This window comes from Blautia sp. OF09-25XD (assembly GCF_003482095.1).
Taxonomy (GTDB): Bacteria; Bacillota; Clostridia; order Lachnospirales; family Lachnospiraceae; genus Fusicatenibacter; species Fusicatenibacter saccharivorans.
Window position 1 is genome coordinate 39,466 of sequence record NZ_QUMG01000012.1, and the last position, 17,413, is coordinate 56,878.

At 49.9% G+C, this 17,413-nt stretch carries 10 protein-coding genes and 3 pseudogenes; 12 read left to right on the forward strand and 1 reads right to left on the reverse strand.

Going from position 1 to position 17,413, the window contains the following annotated elements:
* Positions 1-181: 181 nt before the first annotated feature.
* The 5 genes and pseudogenes from hisH (at position 182) to DXA93_RS17860 (ending at position 3,895) form a co-directional block, all read left to right on the forward strand.
* Positions 182-799, forward strand: coding sequence for an imidazole glycerol phosphate synthase subunit HisH (gene hisH, locus DXA93_RS10795; protein WP_055265413.1), 618 nt, complete (start codon positions 182-184; stop codon positions 797-799).
* A gap of 3 nt (positions 800-802) precedes the next feature.
* Positions 803-1,562, forward strand: a pseudogene (gene hisF, locus DXA93_RS10800) (imidazole glycerol phosphate synthase subunit HisF).
* A gap of 19 nt (positions 1,563-1,581) precedes the next feature.
* Positions 1,582-2,277, forward strand: a complete 696-nt coding sequence (locus tag DXA93_RS10805; protein WP_055265417.1) for a uracil-DNA glycosylase — start codon at positions 1,582-1,584, stop codon at positions 2,275-2,277.
* The gene (locus DXA93_RS10810) at positions 2,270-3,607 is read left to right on the forward strand and encodes a polysaccharide biosynthesis protein (RefSeq protein ID WP_119208301.1); all 1,338 of its coding nucleotides are present in this window, start codon (positions 2,270-2,272) and stop codon (positions 3,605-3,607) included. Before DXA93_RS10805 ends, DXA93_RS10810 begins: the two co-directional genes overlap by 8 nt.
* 144 nt (positions 3,608-3,751) lie before the next feature.
* Entirely contained in the window at positions 3,752-3,895 is a 144-nt protein-coding gene (locus DXA93_RS17860) for a hypothetical protein (RefSeq protein ID WP_158582799.1), read from the forward strand.
* Positions 3,896-4,010: 115 nt separating this feature from the next.
* Here DXA93_RS17860 and DXA93_RS10815 read toward each other — a convergent pair whose 3' ends face one another.
* The gene (locus DXA93_RS10815; RefSeq protein ID WP_055265421.1) at positions 4,011-8,264 is read right to left on the reverse strand and encodes a 2-hydroxyacyl-CoA dehydratase; all 4,254 of its coding nucleotides are present in this window, start codon (positions 8,262-8,264) and stop codon (positions 4,011-4,013) included.
* A gap of 257 nt (positions 8,265-8,521) precedes the next feature.
* On the opposite strand from DXA93_RS10815, the pseudogene tgt reads away from it, so the two are divergent.
* The 7 genes and pseudogenes from tgt to DXA93_RS10855 all read left to right on the forward strand — a co-directional run bounded on the left by tgt (position 8,522) and on the right by DXA93_RS10855 (position 17,392).
* Positions 8,522-9,657 (forward strand): annotated as a pseudogene (gene tgt / locus DXA93_RS10820) (tRNA guanosine(34) transglycosylase Tgt).
* Between the two features lie 123 nt (positions 9,658-9,780).
* Entirely contained in the window at positions 9,781-10,122 is a 342-nt protein-coding gene (yajC, locus tag DXA93_RS10825) for a preprotein translocase subunit YajC (RefSeq protein ID WP_055265423.1), read from the forward strand.
* 280 nt (positions 10,123-10,402) lie between these two features.
* Positions 10,403-11,486: pseudogene (gene leuB, locus DXA93_RS10835) on the forward strand (3-isopropylmalate dehydrogenase).
* Between the two features lie 30 nt (positions 11,487-11,516).
* Positions 11,517-13,178 carry a dihydroxy-acid dehydratase gene (gene ilvD, locus DXA93_RS10840; protein WP_117801682.1) on the forward strand — a complete coding sequence of 554 codons (1,662 nt, stop codon included), beginning with the start codon at positions 11,517-11,519 and terminating at the stop codon, positions 13,176-13,178.
* A gap of 95 nt (positions 13,179-13,273) precedes the next feature.
* Positions 13,274-14,962, forward strand: a complete 1,689-nt coding sequence (ilvB, locus tag DXA93_RS10845; RefSeq protein ID WP_119208305.1) for a biosynthetic-type acetolactate synthase large subunit — start codon at positions 13,274-13,276, stop codon at positions 14,960-14,962.
* A 184-nt stretch (positions 14,963-15,146) separates the two neighbouring features.
* The gene (serC, locus tag DXA93_RS10850) at positions 15,147-16,229 is read left to right on the forward strand and encodes a 3-phosphoserine/phosphohydroxythreonine transaminase (RefSeq protein ID WP_119208307.1); all 1,083 of its coding nucleotides are present in this window, start codon (positions 15,147-15,149) and stop codon (positions 16,227-16,229) included.
* Positions 16,229-17,392 carry a phosphoglycerate dehydrogenase gene (locus DXA93_RS10855; RefSeq protein ID WP_119208309.1) on the forward strand — a complete coding sequence of 388 codons (1,164 nt, stop codon included), beginning with the start codon at positions 16,229-16,231 and terminating at the stop codon, positions 17,390-17,392. Before serC ends, DXA93_RS10855 begins: the two co-directional genes overlap by 1 nt.
* The last annotated feature ends 21 nt before the right edge of the window (positions 17,393-17,413 follow it).

A 17,413-nucleotide genomic window follows, 5' to 3' on the forward strand; every position in this document is an offset into this window, starting at 1 on the left:
AGGAGCGGGAGTAAAAGAAATCTTAAGAATTTCTGCATTTTTGTATAATTTTATAACTTTCAAAATTTGAATTTTAGAAAACGGTATGTTAGAATGAAGTGTACTGTTTGCAAAAGAACAGCAGAGATGCCCCCAATGACAGGGGGCGTGGACTGAAATAACAAACGAGGAGGACCCACCTATGATTGCACTGATCGATTATGATGCCGGAAATATAAAAAGCGTGGAAAAAGCCTTTCAAAGCCTTGGAAAAGAGGTTGTACTGACCAGGGATCCAGACGTGTTAAAACGCGCAGATCACGTCGTTCTGCCGGGTGTCGGCAGCTTTGGAGATGCGATGGAAAATCTGAACCGCTATCATCTGGTGCCGGTTATTCATGAAATCGTAGAAAAAGGGACTCCGTTTCTTGGAATCTGCCTCGGACTTCAGATCCTGTTTGAACGCAGCGAAGAGAGCCCGGGCGTTGCAGGCCTTGGTCTGTTAAAAGGAGAAATTCTCCGGATTCCGGACAAAGAGGGCTTAAAGATTCCGCACATGGGCTGGAATTCCATCCATCTGCAGAACGGTGGACGCTTATTCAAAGGCATCCCGCAGGAATCGTATGTTTACTTTGTCCACTCCTACTATCTGAAAGCAGAAGAGGAGGAAATTGTAAAAGCAACGACAGAGTACAGTACACACATCCATGCATCTGTGGAAAAAGAAAATCTGTTCGCCTGCCAGTTCCACCCGGAAAAGAGCTCAGATCTTGGGCTTGCCATTCTGAAAAATTTTGCGGAAATTGGAGAGGAGGACTGACGGATGTTTACAAAACGAATTATCCCATGCCTGGATGTAAAAAACGGAAGAGTCGTAAAAGGCGTTAATTTCGTCGATTTAAAAGATGCCGGTGACCCGGTGGAGATCGCAAAAGCGTACGACAAGGCAGGAGCCGATGAAGTTGTTTTTCTTGACATCACTGCTTCCTCCGATCAGAGAGGAACCGTCGTTGATATGGTACGCAAAGTAGCAGCAAACGTTTTTATTCCATTCACCGTTGGCGGCGGAATCCGTACCGTGGATGATTTCAAGATGCTGCTCCGCGAAGGAGCCGATAAAATCTCGATCAACTCCTCTGCCATCAACAATCCGCAGCTCATCCACGACGCGGCACAGAAATTCGGCAGCCAGTGCGTGGTCGTTGCGATCGATGCAAAGAAAAGAGCGGACGGAAGCGGCTGGAATATCTATAAAAACGGCGGCCGCATTGATGTCGCATCGATGCGTTGCGTGGGCAAAAAAAGCAGAAAGCCTTGGCGCCGGAGAAATCCTGCTCACCAGCATGGACTGTGACGGAACAAAGGCAGGGTATGATATTGAGCTGACAAGAACCATCGCAGAAAGTGTCGGCATTCCGGTCATCGCATCCGGCGGCGCAGGAACGCTGGAGCATTTCTATGACGCTTTAACCGAAGGAAAAGCCGATGCCGCACTTGCCGCATCTCTGTTCCACTACAAAGAACTGGAAATTCGTGAAGTCAAAGAATATCTGGCAGGCCGCAATGTGCCGGTCCGCCTGTAAAAGGAAGGGAGAAAACGATATGCCGCCTCTTAGCGGAAGCTGGGCCAATGCCCTGAAAGGAGAATTCTCCAAAGATTATTATAAAAAACTGTTTCAGACGGTGGGAGCGGAGTACAAAACCCGCACTATTTACCCGCCGGCTGATGATATTTTCAATGCGTTCCACTTTACCCCGCTCGAGCAGGTCAAAGTGGTCATCTTAGGCCAGGATCCGTACCACGAGCCGGGACAGGCGCACGGACTCTGCTTTTCCGTAAAACCGGAAGTAGACATTCCGCCGTCTCTGGTCAATATTTACAAGGAACTCGAAGACGATCTGGGATGCTACATCCCGAACAACGGTTATCTCGAAAAATGGGCACGGCAGGGTGTTCTGATGCTGAACACGGTGCTGACTGTGCGTGCGCATCAGGCAAATTCCCACAAGGAAATCGGCTGGGAGCAGTTCACGGACGCGGCAATCAAAGTGCTCGCCGGGCAGGACCGCCCGATGGTATTCATCCTCTGGGGCCGTCCGGCGCAGCGGAAAAAAGAGATGATCCACAATCCAAAGCATCTGGTGCTGATGTCCGCTCATCCGAGTCCGCTCTCTGCATACCGTGGATTTTTCGGCAGCCATCCGTTTTCCAGAACAAACGAATATCTGGAAGAAAACGGTCTTGCGCCGATTGACTGGCAGATCGAAAATGTAATACGGGAGCAAAAGCATGAGTAAAAAGAAAAATACATTATTGAGAAATACTTCTATTTTAATGGCGGCAACGATTATCTCACGTGTGATCGGTCTTTTATACCGGTCACCGCTCGGCGAAACGATTGGAAATGAGGGACTTGGCTATTACAGTACGGCGAGTAATCTGTATACGATTCTGCTTCTGATCTCCTCCTATAGTATTCCGATGGCAGTGTCAAAAATCGTATCCGAACGTCTGGCATTAAAAGAGTACCGAAATGCACATCGCGTGTTCCACGGTGCCCTTCTTTACGCCGTGATCGTAGGTGGAGTTGCTGCACTGGTGGCATTCTTTGGCGGGAAATTCCTTCTGCCGTATAACCAGCAGAATGCACTCCTCGCCCTGCGTGTATTGGCGCCGACGATCTTTTTCTCGGCTGTTCTCGGCGTTCTGCGTGGCTATTTCCAGGCCCACAGCACGATGATGCCGACCTCAATTTCACAGATCATCGAGCAGGTATTCAACGCCGCATTCAGTATTGGCGCCGCCTGGTTCTTCATCCAGCAGTTCGCGACAAACGATACCGAACATGCCAAATTCGGTGCCGCCGGCGGAACCCTCGGAACAGGAGCCGGTGTCCTGGCAGGCCTCTGCTTCATGTTGATTGTCTATGGCGTAAATCGGAAAACCATTCTGCGGAAAGTGGCAAAGGACACGCGCCACCGCGAAGAATCCTACCGCGAAATTTTTCAGGTTCTTTTTCTGATGGTAACACCGGTTATCTTTACGACCTTTATTTATAACTGCAACGCTTACCTGGACAATTACCTGTTCTTCACCATCCTCGGATGGCACGGAGAGAATCAGAAAGCACTGAATGCCGCATATGGAGAGTTTTCCAACTATTATGTTACCCTGATCAACGTCCCGCTTGCTATGGCAAGTGCATCCGCATCCGCGATGATGCCGGAGGTATCCTCGTGTTATGCGACCGGTGATCTCGATGAGGCAAACGACAAGATTCTTGAGACGATCCGTCTGACGATGTTCATCTCCATCCCGGCAGCTGTCGGTCTTGGCGTCCTGGCATTCCCGATCACAGGAGTTCTGTTCCCGTCAAGCTCGAGCCTTTCCGGCAAACTGTTGATGATGGGGTGCAGTCTCAGTTGTGTTTTCGGCACTGTCCACCATTACCAACAGCGTCCTGCAGTCCATCGGCCAGCAGAAAAAAGCCCTGCACAACGCTGCCATTTCCCTTGGAATGGATCTTGCCATCCTGGCTTTGATTCTCACAGTCTTCCCGAAGACAAATATCTATGCTGTTGTCTTTGCGGGAATCTTGTTTTCCTTAAGCATGTGCATACTAAATAATCTATCAATCCGCAAACACTTGAATTTCCGCAACGAATTCAAAAACACCTACGTAAAACCATTGATTGCAGCTGCAATCATGGGCGTCGTAACCTGGGTTGTTTACTATGGCTTTTTGCCATCACCAAACGCCCATCCATCAGCATGCTGATCGCAATCCTGATTGCAATTGTTGTATATTTGATTGCTTTTGTGGTTGTAACCGGGACAACCGAGGCCGAAATGCGCCGCATGCCAATGGGAACAAAACTGGTAAAGGTTCTCCGTATCCTGCGGATTTACCGCTAAAACCAATAGAAAAGGCGGTCAGAGTTTTTCGACTCTGACCGCCTTTTCGGTTAACTGAATCAAGCAAATAGCAAAGCGGATTGCGAATATCCGCTTTGCTTGAAACTATGTAAATTTACACGTCTTTTTCTTCACGCAATTCCTGCTTCAGATTCTTATTTGCAGTAGAAAGCATCAGTTTAATACGGTTCAGCTGATTCACCTCCGAAGCACCGGGATCGTAGTCGACAGCCACGATATTTGCCTTCGGATACTCCTTACGGATTGCCTTAATCACACCCTTACCAACAATGTGGTTCGGCAGGCATGCAAACGGCTGGATACAGACGATGTTGTAAACATCACTGTGAATCAGCTCCATCATCTCGCCCGTCAGGAACCATCCCTCACCGGTCTGGTTACCACAGGATACAATCGGGGAAGCATATTTTGCCAGATCCCGCACATCGGCCGGTGGATCAAAATGCTCACTCTTCTTGAACTCCGCAACCGCCGCACTGCGCAGCCAATTGATCAGTTTAATACCGGTATTTCCCAACATCGAAGAACTTTTTTTGAATCCCAGGTGCTCTACCTTGAAGTTCGTATTGTAGAAGCAGTAACAGAAGAAGTCGATCAGATCCGGGACAACCGGTTCCGCGCCTTCACTCTCAAGCAGCTCCGCCAGATGGTTGTTAGCCGCCGGAAGGAACTTAACAAGAATCTCGCCGACAATACCGACACGCGGTTTCTTTTCATCGGTGATCGGAATGTGGTCGAAATCGCGAATCATCGTGCGGCAGATCTGTTTGAAGCGGGTATGGCTTAAGCGTTTTGCTGAAATAAAATCAATACAGATCTTTTCCCATTTCTGATGAATCCGGTCTGTTGTACCCTTCTTCTGCTCATAAGGACGCATCCGGTAAATACATTTCATCATGATATCGCCGAATTCTGCTGCATAGCAGAGACGAATCGCAAGATCCGGTGTGATCTTGAAGCCCGGATTTTCCTCCAGACCGCTCAAGTTAATCGAGATGACCGGAATCTGCGTCATATCGGCCTTCTCCAGCGCACGGCGGATAAATCCGATGTAGTTCGAAGCACGGCAGCCGCCGCCGGTCTGGCTCATGATGACTGCTACTTTGTTCAGGTCATACTTGCCGGAGAGCAGCGCCTGCATAATCTGTCCAACTACCATCAGAGACGGATAGCAGGCATCGTTGTTGACGTATTTCAGTCCGACATCAACCGCCTCTTTGTTGTCGTTCGGAAGCACTTCCAGATTGTATCCGGCTGCGTTGAACGCCGGCTGCAGAATCGAGAAGTGGATCGGTGACATCTGCGGGCAGAGGATGGTGTAGTCTTTCCGCATTTCTTTCGTGAAGACCGGTTTCTGGATCGAGGACGGAAGAATCTCGCGTACCGCCTGTTTCCGGTCATGTGCACGCAGAGCAGCGAGCAGAGAGCGGACACGGATTCTGGCAGCGCCGAGGTTGTTGACCTCATCGATCTTCAGGCAGGTATAAATCTTGCCGCTTCTGGTCAGAATCTCATAAACCTCATCAGTGGTAACGGCGTCGAGACCGCAGCCGAACGAGTTCAGCTGAATCAGGTCAAGATCGTCGCGTGTCTTTACATAGTTTGCAGCTGCATACAGACGGGTGTGGTACATCCACTGGTCATTGACACGGAGCGGACGCTCGAGCGGTGCCAGATGGGAAACAGAGTCCTCCGTCAGCACGCACAGTCCGTAGGAGTTGATCATATCCGGGATACCGTGATGGATTTCCGGATCGATGTGGTACGGACGGCCGGCAAGCACGATGCCTCTGCGGCCGGTTTCTTTCATATACTGAAGCGTTTCCTCGCCTTTTTTCTGCATATCGCGTCTTGCAGCGCCAAGCTCTTCCCATCCGGCATGAACAGCAGCACGGACTTCATCCTCCGGCAGACCGGAGAACTCTTTGACAAGACCATCGGCAAGCACCTTTTCACTCGTAAACGCAAGGAACGGATTGCGGAACGTAATGGAATCGTCCTGCAGCTCGTCCACGTTGTTTTTGACATTTTCCGCATACGAGGTAACGATCGGGCAGTTGTAGTGGTTGATGGCTTCCGGGAACTCGGTGCGCTCGTACGGGATACACGGGTAGAAGATGAACTTCACACCGTGGCGTAAGAGCCAGGTCACATGGCCGTGCGCCAGTTTGGCCGGATAGCACTCGGATTCACTTGGAATCGACTCAATACCGAGCTCGTAGATCTTGCGGCTCGAGGTCGGAGAGAGTACCACGCGGTATTTCAGCTGCGTAAAGAAGGTGTACCAGAACGGATAATTCTCAAACATATTGAGGACTCTCGGAATGCCGACCTCTCCGCGGATCGCTTCATCCTGCGGCAGCGGCTGGTAGCCGAAGATCCGTTTGTATTTGTATTCGAACAGGTTCGGAATATGATCTTTGTTTTTCTCTTTTCCGATACCGCGCTCGCAGCGGTTTCCGCTGATGTACTGACGGCCGCCGGAGAATTTGTTGATGGTCAGACGGCAGCTGTTCGTACATCCCTTACAGTTTGCCATCGTGGTCGAATATTTCAGCTCGTTGATCTTTTCAATGGAGAGCATCGTGGTCTCCTGATCGGCGGAGTAGCGCTCTCTTGCGATCAGCGCCGCACCGAACGCACCCATAATGCCAGCGATGTCCGGGCGGATGGCTTCGCAGTTGGCGATCCGCTCAAAGCTTCGAAGAACGGCATCGTTGTAGAACGTACCGCCCTGTACGACGATGTGGCGTCCCAGCTCGGTGGCATCGGAAACTTTAATTACTTTATATAATGCGTTTTTGATGACGGAACAGGCAAGTCCGGCAGAAATATCAGCAACGGATGCGCCTTCTTTCTGTGCCTGTTTTACCTTGGAATTCATAAATACGGTACAGCGGGTACCAAGATCGATCGGGTGTTTTGCGAACAGTGCTTCGTGTGCAAAATCCTGTACACTGTAGTTCAGGGACTGCGCGAAGGTTTCGATAAAGGAACCGCAGCCGGAGGAACATGCTTCATTGAGCTGTACGCTGTCTACAGTGCCGTTTTTGATCTTGATACATTTCATATCCTGACCGCCGATGTCGAGAATACAGTCGACTTCCGGATCGAAGAATGCTGCGGCATAGTAATGAGAAATCGTTTCAACCTCACCCTCGTCCAGCATCAGCGCAGCTTTGATGAGTGCTTCGCCGTAACCGGTGGAACAGGACCAGGCGATCTGTGCGGAATCCGGCAGTTTGGAGTAGATTTCCTGGATCGCGCGGATCGAGGTGCCGAGCGGATTTCCGTGGTTGTTGCTGTAGAAGGAATACAGAAGAGCGCCATCCTCACCAACGAGTGCGGCTTTTGTGGTTGTGGAACCGGCATCGATTCCGAGATAGCAGTTTCCTTCGTAAGTGGAAAGATCAGCCGTTACAACATTGTTGACGCTCTGGCGGGCCAAGAATGCATCGTACTCCTCCTTGTCTTTAAACAGCGGTTCGAGACGGGCAACCTCAAAATCGATGGCTACTTTTTCTTCGAGCCGTTTTTTCAGCGCGAGAAGAGAAACCTCGGTCTTTCCATCTGCATTCATTGCAGAACCGATGGCTGCAAACAGATGAGAGTTGTCCGGCACGATCGCGTGCTCGTCATCCAGCTTTAAGGTGCGGACGAACGCTGTCTTTAATTCCGAGAGGAAGTGCAGCGGGCCGCCAAGGAAGGCAACGTGGCCGCGGATTGGTTTACCGCAGGCAAGACCGGAAATGGTCTGGTTGACGACTGCCTGGAAAATAGAAGCGGCAAGATCCTCTTTTGTTGCACCGTCGTTGATGAGCGGCTGGATATCCGTTTTTGCGAATACACCGCAGCGGGCAGCGATCGGGTAGATGGCCTGGTAATGTTTCGCATACTCATTCAGGCCGGTTGCATCGGTCTGCAGAAGAGAAGCCATCTGGTCGATGAACGAACCGGTACCGCCGGCGCAGATACCGTTCATACGCTGTTCGACATTGCCGCCTTCAAAATAGATGATTTTGGCATCCTCGCCGCCGAGCTCGATGGCAACGTCGGTCTGCGGAGCCAGTGCTTTTAACGATGTGGAAACTGCGATAACCTCCTGCGTGAACGGAATGCCAAGATGGTTGGCAAGCGCGAGTCCGCCGGAACCGGTGATGACGGGCTGCAGGGTCAGTTCGCCCAGTTTTTCGTGGGCTTCCCCGAGCAGATGGGCAAGTGTTTCCTGGATGTTTGCAAAATGGCGCTCGTAATCGGCAAAGAGAAGCTGGTTCTCTTCGTCGAGGATCGCAATTTTAACAGTAGTGGAACCGATGTCGATTCCGAGAGTATATTTTTTATCAGTCATGAATCAAACTCCTTTTATAATAAGAAACAATCTCAACACATTATACGACAAAAAATAAGGAATACAATTGGAAAAAGGGCGATGTCTTATGAAAAAAGTATAAAGTCCTTGTGAAAAATGGAGAAAGCGGGAAAGAAAAAAGAGAGAAAAAAGAAAATTCAGGCATTGTCAAAAACAGATTTTGCCTGTATACTAAAAATAGTATGCCCTGCATGAAAACAGGAGGCAGGGATCATTGAGAAAGGATGAAAAGCGTTATGTATAAAATTCTGAAAATGGAAGGAAGAGCGAAGCGCGCCCATATGGAAACCGTGCACGGCAATATCGAAACGCCGGTATTCATGAATGTCGGAACTGCAGCAGCAATCAAGGGAGCTGTTTCCACCGAAGATCTCCAGCAGATCGGCACGCAGGTAGAACTTTCCAATACGTATCACCTCCATGTGCGCCCGGGAGATGAAGTCGTAAAGAAGATGGGCGGACTCCACAAATTCATGGTCTGGGACAAACCGATCCTGACCGATTCCGGCGGATTCCAGGTGTTTTCTCTGGCAGGCCTCGGAAAATCAAGGAGGAGGGTGTCTATTTCCACTCGCACGTAGATGGAAGAAAGATCTTTATGGGACCAGAGGAGAGTATGCAGATCCAGTCCAACCTGGCTTCAACCATCGCGATGGCTTTCGACGAGTGCCCGTCGAGTGTGGCAGAGCGCCGTTATGTGCAGAACTCTGTCGACCGCACGGCGAGATGGCTGCAGCGATGCAAAAATAAGATGCAGGAGCTGAACCAGCGGGAAGACACGATCAACAAACATCAGCTTCTGTTCGGAATCAACCAGGGTGCGATTTATGAGGATATCCGCATTGACCATGCAAAACGGATTTCCGAGATGAATCTCGATGGCTATGCAGTCGGCGGTCTGGCAGTAGGAGAGAGCCACGAGGAGATGTACCATATTCTCGACGAAGTGGTTCCGTACCTGCCGAAAGACAAACCGACGTATCTGATGGGCGTTGGAACGCCGGCAAATATCCTCGAGGGCGTAGAGCGCGGCATCGATTTTTTCGACTGCGTATACCCGAGCCGGAACGGACGTCACGGCCACGTTTACACAAACCATGGAAAAATGAACCTGTTCAATCAGAAATACGAGCTGGATCCGCGTCCGATTGAGGAAGGCTGCCAGTGCCCGGCGTGCCGTCATTACAGCAGAGCCTACATCCGTCATCTGCTGAAAGCAAAAGAAATGCTCGGCATGCGTCTCTGTGTTCTGCACAACCTGTATTTCTACAATAATATGATGACAGAAATCCGGACCGCACTGGACGAGGGCAGCTTTGCTTCCTACAAACGGGCAAAACTCGCAGGATTTGAGGAATACGACAAAAAGTAAGCGGGAAAGTATGAAATCTTTGGAAAATATCCGAAAAAGACTTGCCCATCGGTTACGGATTGTGTATTATGATAGGTGTGTCGAAAGAACGGGATGTATTCTCGAATAACAGGAGGAAAGAAAATGTTTTTAGCAACAACAACAGCAGGCAGCGGTGTGATGAGCACTGGTATGTTAATTATGTGGCTGGTCATCATGTTCGGTATGATGTATTTCTTAATGATCCGCCCGCAGAAAAAAGAGCAGAAAAAACTTCAGGCAATGCTGAATGACCTCGCAGTCGGCGATGCAGTCATCACAACAAGCGGTTTCTACGGCGTAGTGATCGATATCACAGACGACGATGTCATCGTAGAGTTCGGAAACAACAAAAACTGCCGTATCCCGATGCGTAAAACAGCCATTACAGAGGTTGAAAAACCGGAGACAGCAGTCGTTGAAGAAAAAACAGAAAAGAAAAAATAATTTTACACGGCGAAAAGCAAGAAAAACGCAGGTATTCAAAAAAACGAATGCCTGCGTTTTTTCTGCCCCGAAACTTCTTCGGCGGAACACGGCGAAAACGGGGAAAAATGCCGCGTATTTTTCTTTTAAATGGGAAAAAAGCAAAAAGATTATTGCGTTTCGTCCGATGCAAAGAAATTTCGTGTTGAAATTAGCGGAAAAATGGCGTATAATTTAGAAATGCTATAGACGCAGAGAAAATAGAACGGTTTTTCAGCCGGAAGAAAAGAGGGAGAAAGATATGGAATACCGTATTGGGTTAATTCACGGAGACGGAATCGGACCGGAAATTGTAAAGGAAGCAAAAAAAGTTCTGGACGCTGTCTGCGAGAAATATGGACATAAGTTTGAATATACCAACCTTCTGCTGGGCGGAGCTCCATTGATGTGCACGGCGTGCCGCTGACAGATGAAACCATAGAAGAAGCAAAGAAATGCGACGCTGTCTGATGGGCTCCATCGGAGGAGATGCAAAAACATCCCCATGGTACAAATTAAGCCCGGACAAGCGCCCGGAGGCAGGACTCTTAAAAATTCGGAAATCGTTAGGCCTGTTTGCAAACCTGCGTCCGGCTTACCTGTATCAGGAATTGAAAGATGCCTGCCCGTTAAAAGAAGAGATCATCGGCGAGGGCTTCGACATGCTGATTATGCGTGAACTGACCGGCGGCCTGTACTTTGGAGAGCGCAGCACTGTAGAAGAAAACGGCATCCGGAAAGCAACCGATACGCTGACCTACAGCGAGACCGAAATCCGCCGCATTGCAATCCGTGCATTCGACATCGCCATGAAGAGAAAGAAAAAAGTAACGAGCGTAGATAAAGCAAACGTTCTCGATTCCTCCCGTCTGTGGAGATCCGTAGTAGAGGATGTTGCAAAAGATTACCCGGAAGTTACCTTAGAGCATATGCTGGTCGACAACTGTGCGATGCAGATCGTCCACAATCCGTGCCAGTTTGACGTCGTTCTGACCGAGAACATGTTCGGAGATATTCTTTCCGATGAGGCAAGTATGGTAGCAGGCTCGATCGGAATGCTTTCTTCCGCCAGCCTGAACGAGACAAAATTTGGTCTGTACGAGCCAAGCCACGGCTCTGCACCGGACATCGCAGGAAAGAACATCGCAAACCCGATTGCAACGGTTCTGTCCGCAGCCATGATGCTCCGCTATTCCCTGGATCTCGATCAGGAGGCAGAGGCAGTCGAAAATGCTGTACAGAAAATTTTAAAAGACGGATACCGCACCGTAGACATTATGTCTGAGGGATGTACCCAGGTATCTACATCCGAAATGGGAGATCTGCTGGTAAAAGCACTGGCATAAAACTGTAAGATAAGAAAAGAGGAAAAAATCATGAGAAGTGATGCTGTAAAAAAAGGAATCGCACAGGCGCCACAGCGTTCTCTGATGCGTGCGCTGGGTCTGACCGAAGAAGAAATGAAAAAACCGCTCGTAGGAATCGTAAGCTCCTACAATGAGATCGTACCGGGTCATATGAACCTGGATAAAATTACAGAAGCTGTAAAAATGGGCGTTGCCATGGCAGGCGGAACACCGATCGTGTTCCCGGCCATTGCAGTCTGTGACGGTATTGCCATGGGCCACATCGGAATGAAATATTCCCTCGTTACCCGTGACCTGATCGCCGATTCCACCGAGTGTATGGCAATGGCTCACCAGTTTGATGCACTGGTATGTATCCCGAACTGTGATAAGAACGTACCTGGCCTTTTGATGGCAGCAGCAAGAGTCAATGTTCCGACCGTATTTGTCAGCGGTGGTCCGATGCTTGCCGGCCATGTAAAAGGTGAGAAGAGAAGTCTTTCCAGCATGTTCGAGGCGGTTGGATCCTACGCTGCCGGAACTATGACAGAGGAAGATGTTTATGATTTTGAGTGCAATGCATGCCCGACCTGTGGTTCCTGCTCCGGTATGTACACTGCAAACAGCATGAACTGCCTGACCGAGGTTCTCGGCATGGGCTTGAAAGGAAACGGAACGATTCCGGCCGTATATTCCGAGCGTCTGCGCCTGGCCAAGAGAGCCGGTATGCAGGTTATGGAGCTGTTAAAACAGAATATCCGTCCAAGAGACATTATGACAAAAGAAGCATTCTTAAATGCTCTGACCGTCGATATGGCACTTGGATGTTCCACCAACAGTATGCTGCATCTGCCGGCCATCGCGCATGAGGCAGGCGTAGAGCTGAATCCGGAGATGGCAAATGCCATCAGTGAGAAGACCCCGAACCTCTGCCATCTGGCTCCGGCAGGATACCACTACATCGAGGAGCTGAACGAGGCCGGCGGTGTTTATGCCGTTATGAACGAGCTGAATAAACTGGGACTTCTGCACACCGAGTGCATGACCGCAACCGGAAAGACCGTTGGCGAGAATATCAAAGGCTGTGTCAACAAAAACCCGGAGATCATCCGTCCGGTAGAAAATCCATACAGCAAGACCGGCGGTATTGCTGTCCTGAAAGGAAATCTGGCACCGGATACCGCAGTCGTCAAACGTTCTGCCGTTGTACCGGAGATGCAGGTTCACGAAGGACCGGCCAGAGTCTTCGACTGTGAGGAGGATGCCATCGAGGCAATCCGCGGCGGCAAGATTGTGGCAGGCGACGTTGTTGTCATCCGTTATGAGGGACCAAAGGGAGGTCCTGGTATGCGTGAGATGCTGAATCCGACCTCTGCGATTGCAGGTATGGGACTTGGCTCTTCCGTAGCTCTGATTACAGACGGCCGTTTCTCCGGCGCATCCCGCGGTGCATCCATCGGCCATGTCAGCCCTGAGGCAGCAGAAGGCGGTCCGATCGCGCTCGTTGAGGAAGGCGACCTGATCCGCATCAATATTCCGGAGCACAAGCTGGAGCTTGCCGTATCGGATGAAGAGCTGGCACGCAGAAAAGCTGCATGGACTCCGAGAGAGCCGAAAGTAACCACAGGCTATCTGAAACGCTACGCAAAGATGGTTTCCAGCGCAAATAAGGGAGCCATTCTGGAGTTCTAATAGAAAAAAATCATATCAGCCGTCCGAACGTGCATTTTCATCGGATGGCTGATTTCATACACAAAGCCAAAAGATAAGGAAGGAATCATACAGACATGGAATTAACTGGATCACAGATTGTTATTGAGTGCCTGAAGGAGCAGGGCGTGGACACCGTGTTCGGCTATCCGGGGGGAACGATTTTGAATATCTATGATGAGCTTTACCGTCATCCGGAAATCCACCACATCCTGACCTCCCACGAGCAGGGTGCTGCCCATGCGGCAGACGGGTATGCGCGTGCGACCGGAAAAACAGGCGTATGTATGGCAACAAGCGGCCCTGGTGCGACAAATCTTGTCACTGGAATTGCAACTGCCTACATGGACTCTACCCCGATGGTAGCCATCACCTGCAACGTAGGAAAGGCACTGCTTGGAAAAGACAGCTTTCAGGAGATTGACATTGCAGGCGTTGCAATGCCGATCACAAAATACAGCGTGATCGTAAAAGATATCACGGTTCTCGCAGACACGCTGCGCCGTGCGTTTTCGATTGCAAAGAGCGGAAGACCGGGCCCGGTTCTGGTGGATATCACGAAAGATGTCACGGCGGCAACGTATGAATATGAGCCAAAGACACCGGAAGCAATCGCACCGTCTACCGAAAAAATCACAGAAGAAGGACTGGATCACGTTGTATCTCTGATCCGGGAGTCGAAAAAACCGTATATTTTCGTGGGCGGCGGCAGCATCATCTCCGGTGCGGCCGAGGAAGTGCGTGAACTGGCACACCATATACAGGCGCCGGTCTGCGATACCCTGATGGGAAAAGGCGCTTTTCCGGGAACCGATAAGCTGTACACCGGCATGCTCGGTATGCACGGAACAAAAACATCGAACTATGGCGTGACGAAGTGCGACCTGCTGATCGTGCTTGGTGCAAGATTTTCCGATCGTGTCACCGGAAACGCCGCAAAATTTGCAAACAACGCGAAAATCGTTCAGATCGATGTAGATGCGGCAGAAATCAACAAGAATGTTGTTGTCGAGTCGAGCATCATCGGAGACGTCAAAGAGGTCTTAAAACGGCTGAATGCGAAGCTGGAGCCGATGCACCATGATGAGTGGATTGCAAAGACCAGGGAAATGAAAGAAAAATACCCGTTAAAGCATGAAGAGGGGCTTACCGGACCGTATGTGATCGAGGAGATCTATAAGGCAACGGACGGACAGGCAATTATCACAACGGATGTCGGCCAGCACCAGATGTGGGCGGCACAGTATTACCGCTATACGAAGCCGAGAACGCTTCTGACATCAGGCGGTCTTGGAACGATGGGCTTTGGTCTTGGAGCAGCGATGGGTGCAAAAATGGGACGCCCGGACAAGGTTGTCATCAACATCGCAGGAGACGGCTGCTTCCGTATGAACATGAACGAGCTGGCAACCCTTTCCAGACATAACATTCCGGTCATTGAGGTTGTTGTCAATAACCACGTGCTCGGTATGGTGCGCCAGTGGCAGACTCTGTTCTACGGAAAGCGGTATTCCAACACGGTTCTGCAGGATCAGGCAGACTTTGTGAAGGTTGCCGAGGCGCTCGGTGTAAAGGGAATCCGTGTGACAAAAAAAGAGGAGATGGGTCCGGCGATCCGTGCAGCAATCGAGAGCGGAAAACCGGCGCTGATCGATGTGTGGATTGACTGTGATGAGAAGGTATTCCCGATGGTTCCGGCCGGAGCACCGATCGAGGATGTTTTCGATGCGGAGGATCTGGCAAAAAAGGAGCAAGAAAAGGATTGACAGATTTCTGACAAAGGGGTATCATAGTTTCAACGTGGTAAAGCAATACCGTATTACCATATGAATTGCAGACTTGTAAGAAAAGATACAAAGGAAATACATAAGATTACAATGGAAACCACCGGTATAGAAACGGTGGTTTCCAAGTAATATAAAGCAGTAAGAGAAACAGGAGGACAAAAAAATGAGCAGAGTCTATAATTTTTCCGCAGGACCGGCGGTTCTGCCAGAGGAAGTGTTGAAAGAAGCCCAGGAGGAAATGCTGGATTACCGCGGATGCGGCATGTCCGTCATGGAGATGAGCCACCGTTCCAAAGTATTCCAGAACATCATCGATGAGGCAGAAGCAGACCTTCGTGACCTGATGGGAATCCCGTCAAATTACAAAGTCCTGTTTCTCCAGGGCGGTGCATCGCTGCAGTTTTCCATGATCCCGATGAACCTGATGAAAAACGGTGTCGCAGATTACATCGTAACAGGCCAGTGGGCAAAGAAAGCATACGCAGAGGCACAGAAATACGGAAAGGCAAACAAAATTGCCTCCTCTGAGGACAAAACATTTTCCTACATCCCGGACTGCAGCGATCTTGCCATCAGCCCGGATGCCGATTATGTTTATATCTGTGAAAACAACACCATTTACGGAACCAAATACAAAAAACTGCCGAATACCAAGGGCAAAACCCTGGTGGCAGACGTCTCCTCCTGTTTCCTCTCCGAACCTGTCAATGTCTCTGATTACGGCATCATCTACGGCGGTGTCCAGAAAAACATCGGACCTGCCGGCATGGTGATCTCCATTATCCGTGACGATCTGATCACCGACGATGTCCTGCCGGGAACACCGACCATGATGAAATTCAAGACACACGCAGACGCAGGATCCCTGTACAATACACCGAACTGCTACTGCATCTATATGTGCGGCAAGGTATTCAAATGGCTGAAGAAAATGGGCGGCCTGGAAGTTATGAAACAGCGCAACGAAGAAAAAGCAAAACTTCTGTACGATTTCCTGGATCAGAGCAAGCTCTTCAAAGGAACCGTCGTACCGGAAGACCGTTCTCTGATGAACGTTCCGTTTATCACCGGAAATGCAGATCTGGATGCAAAATTCGTCAAAGAGTCCAAGGAAGCCGGACTTGAAAACCTGAAAGGCCATCGTACCGTCGGTGGTATGCGTGCAAGCATCTACAATGCAATGCCGAAAAAAGGCGTAGAAGCACTCGTAGCCTTCATGAAAAAGTTCGAGGAGGAAAATCTCTAATGTTTCAGTATCATTGCTTAAATCCGATTGCAGGCGTAGGCCTTGCAAACTTTAATGAAAACTATCAGCAGACCGAGAGTCTGGAGGGAGCCGATGCGGTTCTCGTCAGAAGTGCAGCCATGCACGGCATGGAGCTGCCGAAGAGCCTCCTCGCTGTAGCAAGAGCAGGGGCCGGTGTCAACAACATTCCGCTTGCCGACTGCGCAGAGCAGGGTATCGTGGTCTTCAACACACCGGGAGCCAATGCAAACGGTGTCAAAGAGCTCGTGCTTGCCGGCATGCTGCTGGCATCCCGTGATATCGCAGGCGGTATCGAATGGGTGAAGAGCGACAAAGAAGACGGCGACATCGCAAAGACAGCAGAAAAACAGAAAAAGAAATTTGCCGGCTGTGAGATCAGCGGAAAGAAACTCGGTATCATCGGACTTGGCGCGATCGGACAGCTTGTAGCAAATGCAGCGACGCACCTTGGCATGGAAGTATACGGATATGATCCATACATCTCCGTCGATGCAGCATGGAATCTGTCCCGCGACATTCATCACATCCAGAACGTGGAAGATATCTACCGCACCTGCGATTACATCACTATCCATGTGCCGCTGATGGACAGCACAAAGGGCATGATCAACAAAGCAGCAATTGATGAGATGAAAGACGGCGTCGTTCTTCTGAACTATGCAAGAGACCTTCTAGTTGACGAGGATGCCGTTCTGGAGGCTTTAAAGGCCGGCAAGATGAAGAAATACGTAACCGACTTTGCAAACCCGAGAGTAGTCGGCGCAGAAGGAACGATCGTTACCCCGCACCTTGGAGCATCCACCAAAGAGTCCGAGGATAACTGTGCTGTAATGGCAGTTAAGGAAATCCGCGATTTTCTGGAGAACGGAAACATCAAAAACTCCGTCAACTTCCCGAACTGCAGCATGGGCGTATGCACAGGCGCAGGCCGTGTGACGATCTGCCACAAGAATATCCCAGGTATGCTGGGAGCCTTCACAACCGTTATGGGTAATGCGGATGTCAACATCAGCGATATGACAAACAAAGGTAAAGGAGATTACGCTTACACGATGATGGATCTGGAAAGCGAAGCAACCGAGGAGATAGTAAAAGCCCTCGAAGCAGTTGATGGTGTATTAAAGGTTCGTATCATTAAATAAAGAGAATCAAAGAAAATCAAA

What these genes read in the sequence shown, in the direction of transcription:
- DXA93_RS10855 (WP_119208309.1), top strand. Translation starts at nt 16,229, where the DNA reads ATGTTTCAGTATCATTGCTTAAATCCGATTGCAGGCGTAGGCCTTGCA.
- ilvD (WP_117801682.1), top strand. Translation starts at nt 11,517, where the DNA reads ATGAGAAGTGATGCTGTAAAAAAAGGAATCGCACAGGCGCCACAGCGT.
- ilvB (WP_119208305.1), top strand. Translation starts at nt 13,274, where the DNA reads ATGGAATTAACTGGATCACAGATTGTTATTGAGTGCCTGAAGGAGCAG.
- DXA93_RS10810 (WP_119208301.1), top strand. Translation starts at nt 2,270, where the DNA reads ATGAGTAAAAAGAAAAATACATTATTGAGAAATACTTCTATTTTAATG.
- hisH (WP_055265413.1), top strand. Translation starts at nt 182, where the DNA reads ATGATTGCACTGATCGATTATGATGCCGGAAATATAAAAAGCGTGGAA.
- DXA93_RS10805 (WP_055265417.1), top strand. Translation starts at nt 1,582, where the DNA reads ATGCCGCCTCTTAGCGGAAGCTGGGCCAATGCCCTGAAAGGAGAATTC.
- DXA93_RS10815 (WP_055265421.1), bottom strand. Translation starts at nt 8,264, where the DNA reads ATGACTGATAAAAAATATACTCTCGGAATCGACATCGGTTCCACTACT.
- serC (WP_119208307.1), top strand. Translation starts at nt 15,147, where the DNA reads ATGAGCAGAGTCTATAATTTTTCCGCAGGACCGGCGGTTCTGCCAGAG.
- DXA93_RS17860 (WP_158582799.1), top strand. Translation starts at nt 3,752, where the DNA reads ATGCTGATCGCAATCCTGATTGCAATTGTTGTATATTTGATTGCTTTT.
- yajC (WP_055265423.1), top strand. Translation starts at nt 9,781, where the DNA reads ATGTTTTTAGCAACAACAACAGCAGGCAGCGGTGTGATGAGCACTGGT.